The following is a 15,871-nucleotide window of genomic DNA, read 5'->3' as shown; positions in this document are numbered from 1 at the left end:
ATCATCCTGAATACTTTTCTGCGGCAGCCATGTTATCACTGTCCAATACAGTTTGTAAGAGTATTTGACATGCTTACCCTTGCATTCACAATTTAGCTGCTATACTTAATAAAATGGATACCCAAAAGGAAAGCAGGCAATGAAAAAGCAGCCCCGTGAACCATTGCCTTCCCTAGAGCAATCCAACCTTTTGTTGGAAACTTATGCTCGTGATGCAATGAAATTTTTGATGCTCCGGCAACAGAATCAGTATCTATCCTCCATGCAAAAGCTCGCTGAAGTCTGCTCCAATCTGATTAAACACCACAATCAACCCGTCGAAAATGTTATTAAACTCATTGAAACAGTAATGTCAAACGCCTATGAAAATAACCGGCAAAGTGTTTTGGAAAGAATTTCGCAGTACCAACAAATACGCGGCACTATTAATTTAAATATGCTGTTTGGTGAGCGCGACGATGATAGACTTGTTGCTCAAATCGATGCTTTAAATCGCTATAAGGATACATCTCTTGGTGAAATTATTTTTAATGTGATAACCGACTCACTGATGAGAGCGCAGCAAGATTATGACACTGTAGTTGAGCATCAAGATTTTCATATCTTTGATTACAATCCGACAATGAGTAAAGGCTCATAACAAATGGCCTGAGATTAAAGTACAGAGCCCTAACCTCATGCCATTAACAAATAGTTAACCTTCGAGACGCAAATTTTCCGCCTCTTCCTGCTTTTCAGGTTCTAGATAACTTCGTCCTACAATACTACAGAGCGCTTTCTTATCAGCGACTGATAAATACGCAGCTACAGCTTCTGGAGAGTCGGTATCCTCGATTTCCCAACTATCAACCACGGCTATATAAATACAATTAAGAAAAGATTGGGCATTTTTTATTTTTTGCAGTAATGCCGCTTCATTAGCATCTCTTGGTGCTGACAGCAGGGATAAAAAATACCCATACCATCCACTTATTTTTTCTCCTTCTTTTTTATTAGTTATCTTTGAAAAGGCCCCGTAGGTTTGACGAATCTCATCAATTAAACGGTGCCGACTACTGTTATAAGCTTCCTCTAACTCGGCATTAATAAAAAGCCATTCTAACCGCTGTAAACGTGAGACCAGCGACTTCACTTGCGAACGGTAATCTTCCGGTATTTGTAATAGATTGGTAGTTGCTGGAGATAACACTTCAAGTTCTTGAGGAGGCAACGTCCAATAAAGTTTGACCCCTTCGTCTTTAAGATCGCGATAATAAACCTCTTCGCCAGAGTGTTTGGTATGCTTTCGCAGTGGTCCGCTGCTGTGTAAAAAAATAGTCTCTGTCTTACCGCTATATCTTGGAACAGCACGATGCTTACCATTGACGGTCAATTGGCTAAGTTGTTTAGGTGTTAAAATACCTTCGAGTAATGACACTGCTTGTGATTTGCAAGTAAATGATTGATTTAGATCGGGCCCCCAAAATGTCATTGATAGATTGAACTCGAAAGGTTTTAATCGGGATGGACGTCCTTCCTGTTTTGCTCGTTCTTTTTCCAGAGCAAATATATGAGTTGAGAATTTTTCATGGGAATAAATTCGCGTTTCGTTATCGCTCTTCCCTTTAAGTCCCAAAGGCTCCACAATTTCTCGAATCGCATTTTCCTGATCTCTTGCCATATCAGCACATCGCTTTTGCAGAGTTCTAAAATTTTCTTCGCTCAACTCAAAGGTCGTACCGTGCAAACCACGCCCCATATCTAGAAAACGAATTTCTTCATGACGCAGCATGCCATGATTACCTTGCAAATCCACATCTAATCCCAAGGTAATTTTTAATTGACCTGTAAAGGAGTTTCTGTCGCCAGTTGTGGGAACCCCATAAAACCCCCATTGGTCTATAACTTCTATTTTTCCATCTGCTTCATCTAATTGGGACAACAAAATACAACTATGTCCCAGAGGATTACTGCCAACTTGCCGATCTAAAACACAGTGAGTGACAAAAAATTTCATAGCCTCATCCTTGTTATTGGTGAAATTTATTAAGCACTATTCAAATCTGTTTCTGTATCTGCAGCAAAACTATTTTTCTATTCCTTTATCATTATTCTTTTAAATCAATTTGTTTGGCAATACTCCTATTCATTGATTATTTATACATTCACTATTTTTCATATAATTCAATGGGCAAATTATCTGGATCAAAAATAAAGGTAAATCGCTTTTGCGTCATTTCATCTACTCTAACAGGCTCTACAGTAATATCCATTTCCTGTAAGTCTTCAATAATTTGAGACAGATTCTCAACCTCAAAAGCCAAATGTCGTAAGCCTGTAGCCTCTGGTCTAGACAGGCGTGGAGGGGGTGTTGGGAAAGAAAACAACTCAATAATATAGTCGCCATTTAAGGCTAAATCTAATTTGTAGGATTGCCGCTCTTCCCTAAAGGTTTCGCGAATAATGTCTAGTTTCAAAATATTGGTATAAAAAAATTTTGATTTTTCATAATCAGAACAAATGATAGCAATGTGATGGATGCGACTCAGCATAAATAGGGATCGATGCGATAAAAATAAGTTTACTATATTGGTGTGATCTGAAATAAGCAAATTTAAACGCTAAGGCTATAACAACGTGGCCAAGGGCAGGGAGAGGACATTCGATGGCTAGTTTAAATCATTTAATCATGGCCGCCATTTGTGGCTTTCTATTGTGGTTTTTAAATTTATTTATTTTAAGTCCGTTAATTAATCTAGGACTCAATTGCTTATTATTGATTATGCTCATTATCTACCTCATGCAATTTTTAGGAGTTATTAGAGAACTCCTGCCTGCTATTAAATTGTTTTGAGCCTATACCCGCTGAGGTTGGCAAAGGTTTGCCACCTTGATTGAGGGTTTCAAAATTTTGGCCATCTACAAGTATATAGCCATCCACTGAATGTTTTATCGTTTCGAATGTTTTCATCCCATCTTTTTTGATATGGGCTAAATAAACAGTCGACACATAGCGACCTGTGGTTAGATAACGATTTTTGGCCCGATCTATGGCAACCTTCAAAGGTGTTTCTACATAAACAATATAAGTTTGATATCCCATGTCTTTGAATTGATGAATTAAATGTTGATAATTAGCTAAATTTGCCATGGTAGAGTCATAAACCACATTGTATTTACATGGTTTTCCCAAGGGCTCAAGAAGGGCCTGGACAATATCACTGACTTCAGATTGGGTATTCTCGGCGTTCCATCCTTTATATTCCGGGAGCTTGGCACGAATCGCATCTGCATCAATAAAAATAAACGTTTTTTCATTAACCCAGGGCAATTTTTCCTGTAAATACGTACTCTTCCCAGCCCCTGGAAAACCACCCGTAAAAATGACAATCGGTTTTTCGACCTGACACGGTTTATTGGCTAATATGTCGGCAATAATCTGCTGATGTAATTGCTGTCGTTGAGGCGTATATTGATGGATTTGGTTATTAAAAAACAAAGACTTGGTTTCTGGGGCTTGCTGAATGCATTGCTCAAGAATTTGGATGGCTTGTGAATCAATTCGGAGCTGACCTTGGCTATCTCGTGGAGGACAAATAAGTTGTAGGGCAAATAGAGGGGCGCTAAAAATAAGCCATTGCAAAAATATGATTCGTTTTAATATGGACAGCATTTCCATCCCCAAGTAGTTTTTCCTCACAGACAATCGCAACACCAGCTAAAACCTTCGTTGCGAACACAGTGTAGCAATCTACATTAAGGTCGCCTCACTGTGTTTGGAATAACTTTCAACTATTTTACCTGAGCAAACCACAAATTAATGCCCTCAACCAAGGTTGGATGAGCAAACATGACATCGCGCAGCTTTTGATAAGGCATCCCCATTTCCATAGCTAATTGCACAGCACCAAGAATTTCACCGGCCTCCGCGCAAAAAATAGAGACACCGAGGATTTTGTCAGTTTTCGCATCAATCACTGCTTTTAATAGACCTACCGTTTCTCCTTGGGTTTTTGCTCGCGGTATTACGGCTGCAGGAATTTTTGCAACTTTAATAGCATGACCTTGTGTTATTGCTTGTGCTTCTGTCATTCCAATTCTTGCGAGCTCAGGATCTAGAAACACTGTATAGGGAATCAAACGACCTTGTGAGGATTGTTTATTGGTAGGGTTCATTAAATTATGCTTCAACAAGCGGTAATCATCTAAAGAAAGGTGAGTAAACTGCGCCCCCCCTTTTACATCTCCTAAAGCCCAAATACCAGGAACAGAAGTCTCCAAAAATTCATTAACTTTGATAAAGCCTCTTTCATCAAGGCTCACCGCCGTTTTGTCTAAATCCAGATCTTTCGTATTGGCTACTCGTCCTACAGCCATCAAAACATCACTACCCTTTAAAACTTCGGTTTGCCCATTGCGTTGAATTTCAATAGCAACCCCTTCTTTCTCGTCAAGAAATCGGTTAATTTTGCTATCTAATGTCACCTGAATACCTTCTTGAGTTAAGACTTGCCAAACCTGCTCAGCAATGTCGCGGTCTTCACGGTTTAAAAATTCATTACTTGTTTCGATAACAGTAACTTTAGCCCCCAAACGTCGGAAAATTTGTGCAAACTCCAAACCGATATAACCCCCACCTACAATTAATAAATGCCGGGGAACTTCATCAATATTCAATAAACTATCATTGGTGTGATACTTTATTTTTTCGATCCCAGGAATAGAGGGGACAAAAGGCAAGGCACCGGTATTGATAATAATTTTATCCGCTGTGATTTCTAGTGTTTGCTGACCATCTCGAGGTGTTGATAAATTAACTTCAATGGTTTTATGCCCAGTAAAACGCCCACGACCTAACATTAAATCCATTCCCGAATCCAGAAACTGCTTTAGATTCGCGTCCCGCATGGTCTCCACAACACTGTTTTTTCGTGAGCGAATGGATTTAAAATCGATGGGTTCTAACTGAGCCTTTAGACCATATTTTTCAGCAGTACGACAATAATGTGCGATTTTTGCAGACTGCACGAGAGTTTTGGTAGGGATGCAAGCAACGTTAATACAAGTACCACCAATCTGGTTATCCTCAATCATAGCCACACGTTGCCCGTTTTTAGCAAGATCCATTGCTAGTGTTTTCCCACCTTTACCACCCCCTAAAATAATAGCATCATAATGTGAGGCCATGTACAATCTCCGGTTTTTTTTTTGATAAAGTAAATCTAAGTGATGAATGAGTTAACTATAGCATTCTTCTTGCATGTAACAACTTTAATTAGATCTAAATGTTTATCATTCCAGAATGTGCATTTCCATGTACTATTTGACCAATGATTTGACATTTTGTTTTTTGGATTTATCATACACAAAATGCGCAATTATTCTCAACTTTTGAGTTGCTTTGATTGCCCTACTTTAACTGATTACTAGGAAATTGATTATGCTTATTCTCCATACACTGGATTTTGATGAGACAATTACCAAAAACCACACGGCTCAAAAGCCTCAAGATTTTAAACCTGAAAACAATATCAAAGATGGTTTGAAAGGTCGTTTTGTCCACAATAATGAATCGTTACTCGCCATAGCAACCTATCATTCACAACCTACCTATGTTTTATCTTATTTATTGTATCTTTTGGAAAAAACCGAAGAGGATATTGTAAAGACGGAAGAGGTTATCATTGATAATCATCATCAGTTATTTAAGGTGTTCTTGGCAGATTGTACTCATCCTTTAATTATTGCTACCCCAAGAAAGGATAACTACAATTCGCATCTTCATGCGTTGAGCATCAATGGAAAAAACGATTTACTGCATTCTATTGTCGCCCATTTACCAGCTTGCCATGAAAAGCATTATTATGAAGACAAAGAACTTTATTTCGACTATGCAGCTTGCTTACCAGAATTTCATCGTCATCATGTGCAGGCAACAAATCCCAGTTTTAGCTTTCATAATGAAAAAGCACCAGGGGCTCTCTTTAGTTTAAGGTCTATGCTTGCAGCCGACTTAGCAGAACTTACCAAGGATGCCAAGAAAGAAACTCAACCAAGCTCACATGTTAGCCTATCTCTTTTTTCTATATCTGCAAATAATAGTACTCTTCCTGATAGCAGTGTTGGGCTAGTAAGTAATGTGAGCACTAGCACCCCTTCTGCTGAAGAAACAATCAACGCCCTTTGTGATCTGATAAATTTCATTGATTTTAAAGTGCAAACCATTGAATCGAATACTCTGGCTGTGTTAGCAAATGGTTCCTTTAAGGACACTCTGGCCTATTGGGAAATGCAAACTAAAGAAAAAATTACTAAGTTCATTCCTGAGGTTTTGCAAAAACGCGAAGAGGTTGCGAAATTGGAATCAACTTATAATTACGACAGTGATGAAAATACAGGCTTGGGTTATTAACCACTACTCGCTTCGCAAAGAAATTATAGGCTCTAATTTTGCTGCGCGTCTTGCAGGATAAAAACCAAAAAAAATACCTGTCGCCACGGAAACTGCGAAACCTGCAAGCGGAGGCATCCATAACAAAATAAAAACCCAGTGGCTGAAATAAGCCACTACCCAGGTAAAGATCAAACCTAGAAGAACACCTAAGACTCCACCGAAACAGGACAACAAAACCGACTCAGCCAGAAAGAGTCGCTGGATTTCGCTATTTCTAGCACCTACTGCTTTACGAATACCAATTTCTTTTCTACGCTCACTGACTGACACCAACATGACATTCATCACCCCTATCCCGCCCACTAATAAGGAAATACCACCAATCACCGCTAAAAGTAGAGTAAAAATGCGCCCCTGACTTTCCATGCTTGCAATAATTTGTTTGGCGCTGCGTGAGAACATACTTAATTTAGGTGTCTGAGCATGAATAATTTGTTTAATTTGCTCAATCACATCGTCAATCGGGCTATCCTCTTTCAGTTGCATGACAGCATTGTTTATCTTGCTGTCTTTACTCACTAAAGCAACTCCGGCGATAGGAATGATAGCCGCTTGATTGATATCTTCATTAAAAAAGGCATTTTCTTTCCAAGGTTTTGCCACGCCGATGATGGTATATAGCGTTTGACCAATCCGTAATTGTTTGCCAATCGGATCATCCATACTAATCTCTTGAAATTGACGGGCAAGTCCTGAACCAATCACGCAAAAATGCTCAAAAGACTCTACAAAAGAGACGAAATGGCCACGCTCCAGTTCAATATGAATAATACTGGCCAATGATTCATCTGCACCAATTATCGCTCCCTGTAATGTCTTACCCTCAAAACTCATGGGTTGATAAGTCGTGGTATATGGCGCTATTTTTTCGACCGCCCGCACCCTTTCTGGTATGTTTCGCCATACACTAAGCGGTAATTGATCCTCACCACTACTTAATTTTCCAGGCGCTTGTTGAAAAATAGAGACGGCCAATAAATCAGTACCTAGCGCTTTGAACTCTTCCAAGGCTTTTTCTGTTGCTAACTGACCACAACTAATTAGAGCAACAACGGCAGCGGTACCCACAAGAATCCCTAAAACAGCGAGCAAAGATCGAAGTTTAGACGCTGCTAAATTAACCAACGCTTGTTCAAAATGGCGAAGTAGAATCATTAAGACATCTCCCCAACTATTTCACCATCGGCTAAAGTAATTCGCCGTGCACATTGAGCCGCAATTTGTTCATCATGGGTGACCATGATAATGGTACGACCCTCGCGGTGCAGGTTTAAAAATAAGTTCATCACCTCTGCCCCTGTACGCGAATCGAGAGCGCCCGTTGGTTCATCGGCTAAAATAACTCGAGGTTCTCCAACTAAGGCGCGAGCGATAGCAACACGTTGTTGCTGGCCACCGGACAATTGCGTCGGCTTATGTTTAGCAAAATTAGCCATCCCCACACGGCCTAAAGCACTCATCACCCGCTCTTTAATATCTGCTGGTGTCATAGAGCGATAGGTTAGGGGTAAACCGACATTTTGCTCCGCATTAAATCGAGGTAATAAATTAAATTGCTGGAATACAAATCCAATACTCTCATTGCGAAGATTGGCTAACTCATCTTCATTTAATCCTGCTGTATTGCGACCACTTAAAAAATATTCCCCGCTATCGGCTTTATCAAGCAAACCTATAATATTCATCAATGTGGACTTACCTGAGCCGGACGTTCCGACAATAGCGAGTAGATCACTTTCATTAACCTCAAGCGATATTCCTTTCAAAACCTTAGATTGCACACCACCAATCTGATAAGTTTTGGCAATTTTTTGCAGACGAATTAAAGCATTATTCACTATAAGCCACCACATCCCCTGGCTTTAAACCTGAGGCAATAATTACTTTATCGGCAAGCGACGCCCCTGTCGAAACCACCCGAGTACTCATAGAGCCATCATTGGTTTTTACGGTCACAATACTATTGCCCTTTTGCTGTTTTACAGCGGCAATAGGCACTAACAATTGATTTTGCGAATTAATATCGATAGCAATCGAAGCACTCATTCCTACTTTAATCCACGGACGTTGTGCTTCTGATAAATTCTTCACTTCTATCACGGCACTAAACGAAGGTAATCCACCATTTCCACTATTTGTTGCTTGTGCATTAACAGCAACGACCTGACCTTGAAGAGCTTGTTTGCCCAGAGCCACACCAGTAACAACTGCAGGCATACCTGTATGAATTTTATCAATATCCACCTCAGGAATATCGATTTCAACACTAACACCGGTTAAATCCCCCACCAAAGCAATCACTTGATTTGATTTAACCGCAGCCCCGACATTTAGTTTGCCAGATTTGTCATCGCTTGATTTAGGAGGGTAGAGTAATACGCCGGCTGAAGGGGCTTTCAGACGGATTAAATGGTGATTCGTTGTTAACGCTTGCCTTACCTTATCAAACTCCGCAATATTTAAGGAGGACAGATTCTGTGTAGAACCATCGTCCATTTTTTCAAGCATTTCAGTAAGTTTGCGAGTAGCTTGCATTAAGGTCATTTGTGCAGTTGCCAAGCTTGATTTTTCACTCAAGAAATTATTTTTTGATAGTAACCCCGCATCCCATAATTCTTGTGTACCTGTAAATTTAGCCTTGGCGATGGTGTAATTGTCTTTTGCCTTTAAATAATCGGTAAGCGTTTCATTGTATTGCCGTTGTAATTCATTCGAATTTAAGGTCATAACCACATCACCCTTTTTTACAAATTGTCCATAGTGGTAATGCATTGTCTCCACCACTGCGTCCATGGGACTAGTTATTGCGCTCTCGTGCAAAGGAGAAATAGTTCCTGTGAAGAATAAGGTTTTATGGACAGGCTCAGGCTTGACCACATAAGTTTGTAGAGCCTTTTTCGGCGCTTCTTTATTACCACATGCGACCAGCAAACTGGCGAATAACACATACATAACTACAATTAATTTTGATTTCATTTGCCATACCTAAGTTTAATTTGCCAATAATCAAGTGTTGTTCCCAATAAACGTTGAAGCGCTGACAATTGGTTGAGATAAGCTACTTTTGCGCTGATTAAATTAGCCTGCGCCTGGATTAGTTGATTTTGTGTATTGTTTACATCGAGTGCCGTTGCAATTCCTGCGGCCAATTTTTTCTTTTCCAATTCATAGGATTGAGCTGCTAATTTCACCTGCTTTCGGGCAAGCTCATAACGTTTTGCCAAGCTTTTTATATTATTGACAATATTGGTAATATTCGTTTCCAAGGCACGTTTTGCAGCTATCAAATTAAGTCGGTCTTTCTCTAGCGCGACCTTTGCTGTTATCAATTGATTGCGACGGCTAATATCGTTAATGGGTATTGTCAATGTCACTTGAGCTGACTCTGTTAAATTTTGGCCATTATAAATGTTGCGTATCCCATTATTGCCATCAACATCACTTACCCGACCACTTTGAACGTTAGCGCCTACATCAAGCTGCCACAATTGCTGATTCTTAGCCACCTTGTAGGCGCGCTCATCGGCACGTACCAGCATTTTTTGCGCAAGAAACTGAGTATTATGATTCAAAGCTATTTCTATGGATTCTTTTAAATCAGGAATAATAATTTTATCGAGCGCCACATCACTTGGCACCGATAATCGCATTTGCGGATCCAGTCCAATTGTTTGCAAGAGATCTTGAGCTGCTGTTTTAAAATCATTCTCCGCCTGCTCTACCATCAAACTTAACGATTCAATTTGATAGGATTGTTGAATATTGCCTGTGGGTTCAAGTTGACCTGCTTCAATCTTTTTTTCATTCATTTCATAGGTTTTTTGCGCCTCTTTTAATTGTAAGCGCTGATTTTCCAGATTATTTCCACTTAGGATCAACGATCGATAGGCAACAATCACTTGCGTTATCTGATCACTCACTGCTTGTTGCAAATTGAGTTTGTTTAACCATTCATTATCAATAGCATTCCGTAAATTAGCTTCATTAACGTCTTTGCCAAAACCTCGTAACAAAGGTTGTGTAAATGAAAAATTAAGTACTGGCGTATAACTATTATAGTTGGAAACATTATTATCCAGATTTAAACCGATTTGCCCCCCTGTTTTAGTTTTTAAATTAAATTCAGGCGTTGCCAAGGCGCTGCTATTATTCGTGCTGCCCACACCACTAAAACGCGTTCTTTGAGCAACCGCTGAACCTGCCAGAGCATACTGTAACTCAAACTCATTGTTAGCGAGTCGTAACTGGTAGCGTTGAATAATGCGATCCAATTCCGCATTTTGGATATTCGGGTTATAACGCAACGCTAAAAGTATGGCTTCGCGCAAGGTTAATCGTTGTGGTTTTTTATGGCGTACATCAGGTGCAGTAGGTAGATCAACCCAAGAATCCAGCAGATACTCAGGATTTACAATGGCCTGTCGTAGACGCTCCTCTGCTTCTAAAACGCGTGCCGCTTCTTCGTGGGGAGCATTTGTCCACCCATAGAGAGAAGCTGCCGGTGCAGGGGGAGCAGGTGTAGGTGTTGCGGAAAATACTAAAGGCGTATTTAACGCAACAGCGAGAAGTAGCTTAACTCGCCATATCATTCGAGGTGACACCAAACCCTAACCTTGTAAACATTCATGTTTAAAATTAAACCACATATTGAGTCAAGACAGAAGAGATTTGGTGATTTTATCCTTGTTCTAGGTAAAATAACTCAGACTCAGCTGAAATTGTTGGGTGTATAGATGATTAATGCCATAGCTTGAACCGGCTATTTGGTTAGGTGCTAAACCAAGTTCAATTTTACCCCAATCAGCGAACTCATAACCTAGTCCCATACGCCAATTGGAAGAAATTAGATATTCTATTCCAACACCCGCGGTATAGGTAAATGTTGATGTATTTGAATCAGTATAAGCGGGGGCGGCTACTTCCTGGAAAATTTTTGGAGTTATCGAGAAATTAGTAGCACGATTATATCCATAGCCCAGGCTACCGCTAATATAAGGCATAAAATTATAACCCATATCACCGACAAGTTTTGCTTTTGCCGCAACGTGGAGATGACGAACATTAAAGCTGTAATAAAAATTATCAAAATTGGGATTAGCATCTTCCCAAATACTGCCTTGCAAGGCTGCACTTGAAGTTCCGACTACAGCCAAGCCCAATTGACCTTGAACACTGGAACTGGATGCGGAATTCCAACCGACAAATAACTCCACAACACCCAACGTCTCATCGTTGTTATCTGCCGTGTAAGTCTTTACAACATCAGGCTCCACCGTAATCGTTTGGTTATCTAGCCCGGTAATCCATGCAGGTCCACCACTTAAAGTAATCACCAAGGGCCACACTTCATTATCCTCCCATCCCATGGTACCCGCGAAGGCGGTTGAGGATAACAGACTACTCAGCATTACAACTTGCAATTTCATTTTGCTCATCTTCCATCCAACTTCAGTTAAGCGTAATTCCCCGTGCAGGTGGTTATATCCTATTTAAAAGAATTTATCTACGTCGTTAATACTCCTAACAATTTTTGTAAGCAGTCCAAATCCTGGATGCCTCGGACAAGCCGAGGCACGTAGGGTGAGAGAAATCCATTCGCAATCTGTAGTCTTAGTTCAAGTGGGTTTGGTCATTTGAGCCAACCTACCGCTATTTTGATCATAGAATTACCAAATAATTTTCTACGTGCTTCGGCTTGTCCGAGGCATCCAGGAAAGTTATTAAAAGTCGAGGCAACATTATTATGGCTCTATCGCTTTGCCTGCTGCATGGGTAATAAATAGTTTCTTTAGAGGGGAAAATCGATTGCAAAGTTGCAACCCGAAGCCACGCAGGGCAACGACTGGAGTTAAAGGATTGGCAAACATTGCTTTTAAACCTTCCATCAAGGCAATAATTTGCCAAACAGCAGATTTTCGTTGTCGTTGATAGGCACTCAACGCGCGAGGAGTTAATTTGTTATTTGTACTTTCCAAACACTGTAGCCATCCACTGACATCGGCCAAACCAACATTAAGACCTAGGCCGGCTAAAGGGTGAATCGTATGTGCAGCATCACCTAACAAGAGCCAATTTTTTCCAGAGTACTGTTTCACATGACGCATTGTTAAGGGAAAGCAGTGTCGTTTTCCATTCAAACTTACCGCGCCTAATTTATAAGCAAATGCTGTTGCTAATTCTTGATTAAAATCGTCCTCTGAAAGCGCCATTAATCGCTTTGCACGAGTTGGTGTGGTTGACCAAACAATTGAACAAAGTTTCTCATCAACCAAGGGCAAGAATGCTAAAGGCCCATCACTATTAAAAACTTGATAAGCAGTTTGTTCATGCGATTTTTCAGTATTAATCAAAGCAACAATAGCCTGCTGATGATACGGCCAACTGACAAGCGAAACCTTCAACAATTCACGACAGGGCGAATTTGCTCCATCTGCTATCATCAAGAGCTTTCCTTCCCAACTATCCGTTTCATTGGCAATAATAATGCTGTTCTGTTCTTGCTGAATAGTCGTTACTTTACACGAGGGGAAAAGTGTTACTTCAGGTTGCGCCTTAATTCGCTTTAACAGCGCCTCCTTAAGAATTGACTCTTCCAAAATATGACCTAATTCTTTTGCAATCACCAAACGGGCATCAAAATCGATGGCCGCTTTATTCGCGGCGTCCCAAACATGCATATGCTTATAAGGTGAAATACGACTGTGATCTAATTCCTGCCACACTCCCAATTGCGTTAATAAATCCTGGGAGGCAAGATTGATTGCATAGACGCGCGGGTCAACTTGAGTTGTTGTCAGTGTGAGCGGCGTTGCATCTATTACCGCTACCAAAAATCCTCGTTGAGCCATGGCTAAAGCCGCCGTCAATCCAACAACCCCCCCCCCAACGATCAATACCTCGAATGGCTGATTCATATCACTTCCCCTGTATCAAGCTCAATCCCGCAAACCAAATCGGGGGTGATACCCGCAAAGCCTCGGGCATAGTATGCCAAACTTCGTTTTAAGAAAGGCAAGTTATCAACGGCGATTAAACCTAAATTGCGTGCTAACGATAAACCGGGTAATCGGGATGTGAAAATCTTAATCAAACCATCGGTTAGGTTTACAATGCTGCGTTGATCATGTTGTCTCATCAATTCATAATGTTGGAGCATGGATGGATTAAGTCCTCGTTGAATAATGCACTGAGCCAAGGCAGCCACGTCACGTAGGCCTAAGTTAAATCCTTGGCCTGCAACAGGGTGGAGTGTGTGGGCAGCATTACCAACGAATACAAAGGGCCACACTCCTTGTTTACTCATAACAACCTGGCGCAAAGGAAAAATCATCCGCTGCCCAACCCGTACCAAACGCCCGAGACGATAGCCGAATGCCTGTTGTAAGGTGTTTAGAAATTCTTTTTCGCTTAAGTTAAGCAAACGTTTCGCTTCTTCAGGAGCGACTGCCCACACTAATGACGCTCTATTTTCCGTCATCGGTAAAAGAGCCAGGGGACCTGACGCCGTGAAGCGCTCATACGCACAATTATGATGAGAACGTGCTAATCCAATATTAGCGACGATAGCTTGTTGACCATAATCTTTTTTTTTCGCAGAAAGATTTAACAAACGGCGTACAGCAGATTCGCTGCCATCTGCCGCCACAATTAATTGGGCGTGTATATTGACTGTACCTGTTGCCGTTGAAATTGTTGCTACACTATTTTCTTTATCAAGAGCTTGTAATTGAACAGGTGCTAAAACTGCTGTATGAGGTAATAGTTGATGAATTGCCTGATTAATGTATTGTATTTCAACCACATACCCCAATGGATTACTGGGTTTGCCCTCTAAACGAGTAGCCCCAAAATGATGTTGGTCTGACACCTGTATTGAATGGATAGCAGTGGCATTTCTGCGCAATAAAGGCCACACATTTAGCATTTCTAAAATTCGTACACTGGCAGGCGATAACGCCAGGCTACGAGCATCAAAATCAGCATTGATTTTGTCACTTAGTCTGCTGGCATCAATTAATACCGTATTGAAACCTTTGGCCGCCAGAGCAAGCATTAATGTTGCACCTGTCAGGCCTCCACCAACAATGAGTATATCTACTTTTTTATCAGTCACGCATTAATGCCTCAATTTCTGCTATTTCTACAGGTAAAGCAGCCGTTAAATTTTCATGTCCATCTTTGGTCACTAAAATATCATCTTCAATACGGACACCAATATTCCACCAACGTGGATCAACGCCATCCATGTCAGCCATAATGTATAAACCAGGCTCAACGGTCAATACCATGCCAGGCTCTAGCAAACGCCATTCATCTTTAACCTTGTAACGACCTGCATCGTGAACATCAAGACCTAACCAATGACCTGAGTTATGCATGTAGAAGGGCTTATACGCTTCGTCAGTAATTAGTGTATTAACATCACCCGATAATAAGCCCAGCTCACATAATCCTGACGTTAAAACACGAACCATTCGCTGCTGGACCTCATGCCAGGCAATCCCTGGTTTAATCGCATTGATCCCTATTTTTTGAGCCTTGAGTACCAGTTCATAAATCGCTCGTTGCTCCGGACTATAATGACCACTCACAGGAAATGTTCTAGTAATGTCTGCAGCATAATTTTGATACTCACCTCCCGCATCAATTAGCACCAAATCTCCCTCACGCAAGGGTTGATTGTTATCCGTGTAATGTAGAATACAGGTATTGGCGCCACTACCTACAATCGGATCATAGGCAACACTACGACAGCCTCCTTGAGTGAATTGATGAAGAAGTTCCGCTTCCAATTCATATTCGTATTTGGCTTGACTGCAAAATTTCATGGCGCGTATGTGAGCATTAACAGAAATCTCTGCTGCTTTACGCATTAATTGAATTTCTGCCTCACTTTTAAAAAGGCGCATTTCACTAAGAATCGGTTCTAAATCAAATATTCCTTCGGGGGCTTTTACTCCCCGTCGAATTTGTCCTTTTACTTTATCAAGTGCTTCAACAATACGCTTTTCATAAGCAGGATGACGACCAATCGCAAAATATAGCAGTGTTTTATTTTTAATAATTTCAGGTAAATGCTCATCCAATTCATCAATTGAGTAAGCTTTATTGACTCCGAGAATATCGCAAGCCTCAGCTTGCCCTAGACGTCTACCAGTCCATTGTTCTAATGCTTGGTTTCGCGGACGATTGAATAGATAGCTTTCGCCTTTGTCACCGGCGATTACAATAAGCAATGCATCAGGTTCATTAAACCCAGTCAGATAATAGAAATCACTGTCTTGACGAAAACGGTAATGAGCATCTCCATTCCGTAACACCTCAGTCGCAGCAGGAATAATCGCCAAGGATCCTTGTGGTAATTGAGCGGCTAGTTGCTGCCTTCTTGACTGATATTCTTGCTTTGTAATCATCTTACGTCCTTCTCATTGTAGTGTT

General features: G+C 40.8%; 14 protein-coding genes. 2 read left to right on the top strand and 12 right to left on the bottom strand.

Going from position 1 to position 15,871, the window contains the following annotated elements:
* Positions 1 to 139 precede the first annotated feature (139 nt).
* Positions 140 to 640, top strand: a complete 501-nt coding sequence (locus LHA_RS00325; protein WP_045104774.1) for a hypothetical protein — start codon at positions 140 to 142, stop codon at positions 638 to 640.
* Between the two features lie 54 nt (positions 641 to 694).
* Here the strand turns inward: LHA_RS00325 and LHA_RS00320 are convergent, their stop codons facing one another.
* The 4 genes from LHA_RS00320 to LHA_RS00305 all read right to left on the bottom strand — a co-directional run bounded on the left by LHA_RS00320 (position 695) and on the right by LHA_RS00305 (position 5,166).
* Positions 695 to 1,996 carry a hypothetical protein gene (locus tag LHA_RS00320; protein WP_045104773.1) on the bottom strand — a complete coding sequence of 434 codons (1,302 nt, stop codon included), beginning with the start codon at positions 1,994 to 1,996 and terminating at the stop codon, positions 695 to 697.
* 151 nt (positions 1,997 to 2,147) lie between these two features.
* Complete coding sequence (gene gloA2 / locus LHA_RS00315) at positions 2,148 to 2,531, bottom strand: SMU1112c/YaeR family gloxylase I-like metalloprotein (RefSeq protein ID WP_045104772.1); 384 nt, start codon at positions 2,529 to 2,531, stop codon at positions 2,148 to 2,150.
* A gap of 257 nt (positions 2,532 to 2,788) precedes the next feature.
* Entirely contained in the window at positions 2,789 to 3,652 is an 864-nt protein-coding gene (locus LHA_RS00310) for a zeta toxin family protein (protein WP_045104771.1), read from the bottom strand.
* A gap of 119 nt (positions 3,653 to 3,771) precedes the next feature.
* Positions 3,772 to 5,166, bottom strand: a complete 1,395-nt coding sequence (locus tag LHA_RS00305; protein ID WP_045104770.1) for a dihydrolipoyl dehydrogenase family protein — start codon at positions 5,164 to 5,166, stop codon at positions 3,772 to 3,774.
* 253 nt (positions 5,167 to 5,419) lie between these two features.
* On the opposite strand from LHA_RS00305, the gene LHA_RS00300 reads away from it, so the two are divergent.
* Complete coding sequence (locus tag LHA_RS00300; RefSeq protein ID WP_045104769.1) at positions 5,420 to 6,391, top strand: hypothetical protein; 972 nt, start codon at positions 5,420 to 5,422, stop codon at positions 6,389 to 6,391.
* 3 nt (positions 6,392 to 6,394) lie between these two features.
* Here LHA_RS00300 and LHA_RS00295 read toward each other — a convergent pair whose 3' ends face one another.
* The 8 genes from LHA_RS00295 to pepP all read right to left on the bottom strand — a co-directional run bounded on the left by LHA_RS00295 (position 6,395) and on the right by pepP (position 15,846).
* Positions 6,395 to 7,588 carry an ABC transporter permease gene (locus LHA_RS00295; RefSeq protein ID WP_045104768.1) on the bottom strand — a complete coding sequence of 398 codons (1,194 nt, stop codon included), beginning with the start codon at positions 7,586 to 7,588 and terminating at the stop codon, positions 6,395 to 6,397.
* Positions 7,588 to 8,274: an ABC transporter ATP-binding protein gene (locus tag LHA_RS00290; RefSeq protein ID WP_269447707.1), complete on the bottom strand. Its 687-nt coding sequence runs from the start codon at positions 8,272 to 8,274 to the stop codon at positions 7,588 to 7,590. The genes LHA_RS00295 and LHA_RS00290 overlap by 1 nt, the downstream gene beginning before the upstream one ends.
* Positions 8,264 to 9,409 (bottom strand): efflux RND transporter periplasmic adaptor subunit, encoded by a 1,146-nt coding sequence (locus LHA_RS00285; RefSeq protein ID WP_045104767.1) that lies wholly within the window; start codon positions 9,407 to 9,409, stop codon positions 8,264 to 8,266. The genes LHA_RS00290 and LHA_RS00285 overlap by 11 nt, the downstream gene beginning before the upstream one ends.
* The gene (locus LHA_RS00280; RefSeq protein ID WP_045104766.1) at positions 9,406 to 11,022 is read right to left on the bottom strand and encodes a TolC family protein; all 1,617 of its coding nucleotides are present in this window, start codon (positions 11,020 to 11,022) and stop codon (positions 9,406 to 9,408) included. The genes LHA_RS00285 and LHA_RS00280 overlap by 4 nt, the downstream gene beginning before the upstream one ends.
* A gap of 99 nt (positions 11,023 to 11,121) precedes the next feature.
* Positions 11,122 to 11,868 (bottom strand): outer membrane protein, encoded by a 747-nt coding sequence (locus tag LHA_RS00275; protein ID WP_045104765.1) that lies wholly within the window; start codon positions 11,866 to 11,868, stop codon positions 11,122 to 11,124.
* A 306-nt stretch (positions 11,869 to 12,174) separates the two neighbouring features.
* Complete coding sequence (locus LHA_RS00270; RefSeq protein ID WP_045104764.1) at positions 12,175 to 13,347, bottom strand: FAD-dependent monooxygenase; 1,173 nt, start codon at positions 13,345 to 13,347, stop codon at positions 12,175 to 12,177.
* Positions 13,344 to 14,546, bottom strand: coding sequence for a 2-octaprenyl-6-methoxyphenyl hydroxylase (ubiH, locus tag LHA_RS00265; RefSeq protein WP_045104763.1), 1,203 nt, complete (start codon positions 14,544 to 14,546; stop codon positions 13,344 to 13,346). Before ubiH ends, LHA_RS00270 begins: the two co-directional genes overlap by 4 nt.
* Positions 14,539 to 15,846 (bottom strand): Xaa-Pro aminopeptidase, encoded by a 1,308-nt coding sequence (gene pepP / locus LHA_RS00260; protein WP_045104762.1) that lies wholly within the window; start codon positions 15,844 to 15,846, stop codon positions 14,539 to 14,541. Before pepP ends, ubiH begins: the two co-directional genes overlap by 8 nt.
* Positions 15,847 to 15,871: the final 25 nt, after the last annotated feature.

Source organism: Legionella hackeliae (genome assembly GCF_000953655.1).
Lineage (GTDB): Bacteria > Pseudomonadota > Gammaproteobacteria > Legionellales > Legionellaceae > Tatlockia > Tatlockia hackeliae.
The sequence above is the reverse complement of the archived record's forward strand: the minus strand, read 5'-3'. Positions and strand labels throughout refer to the sequence as shown.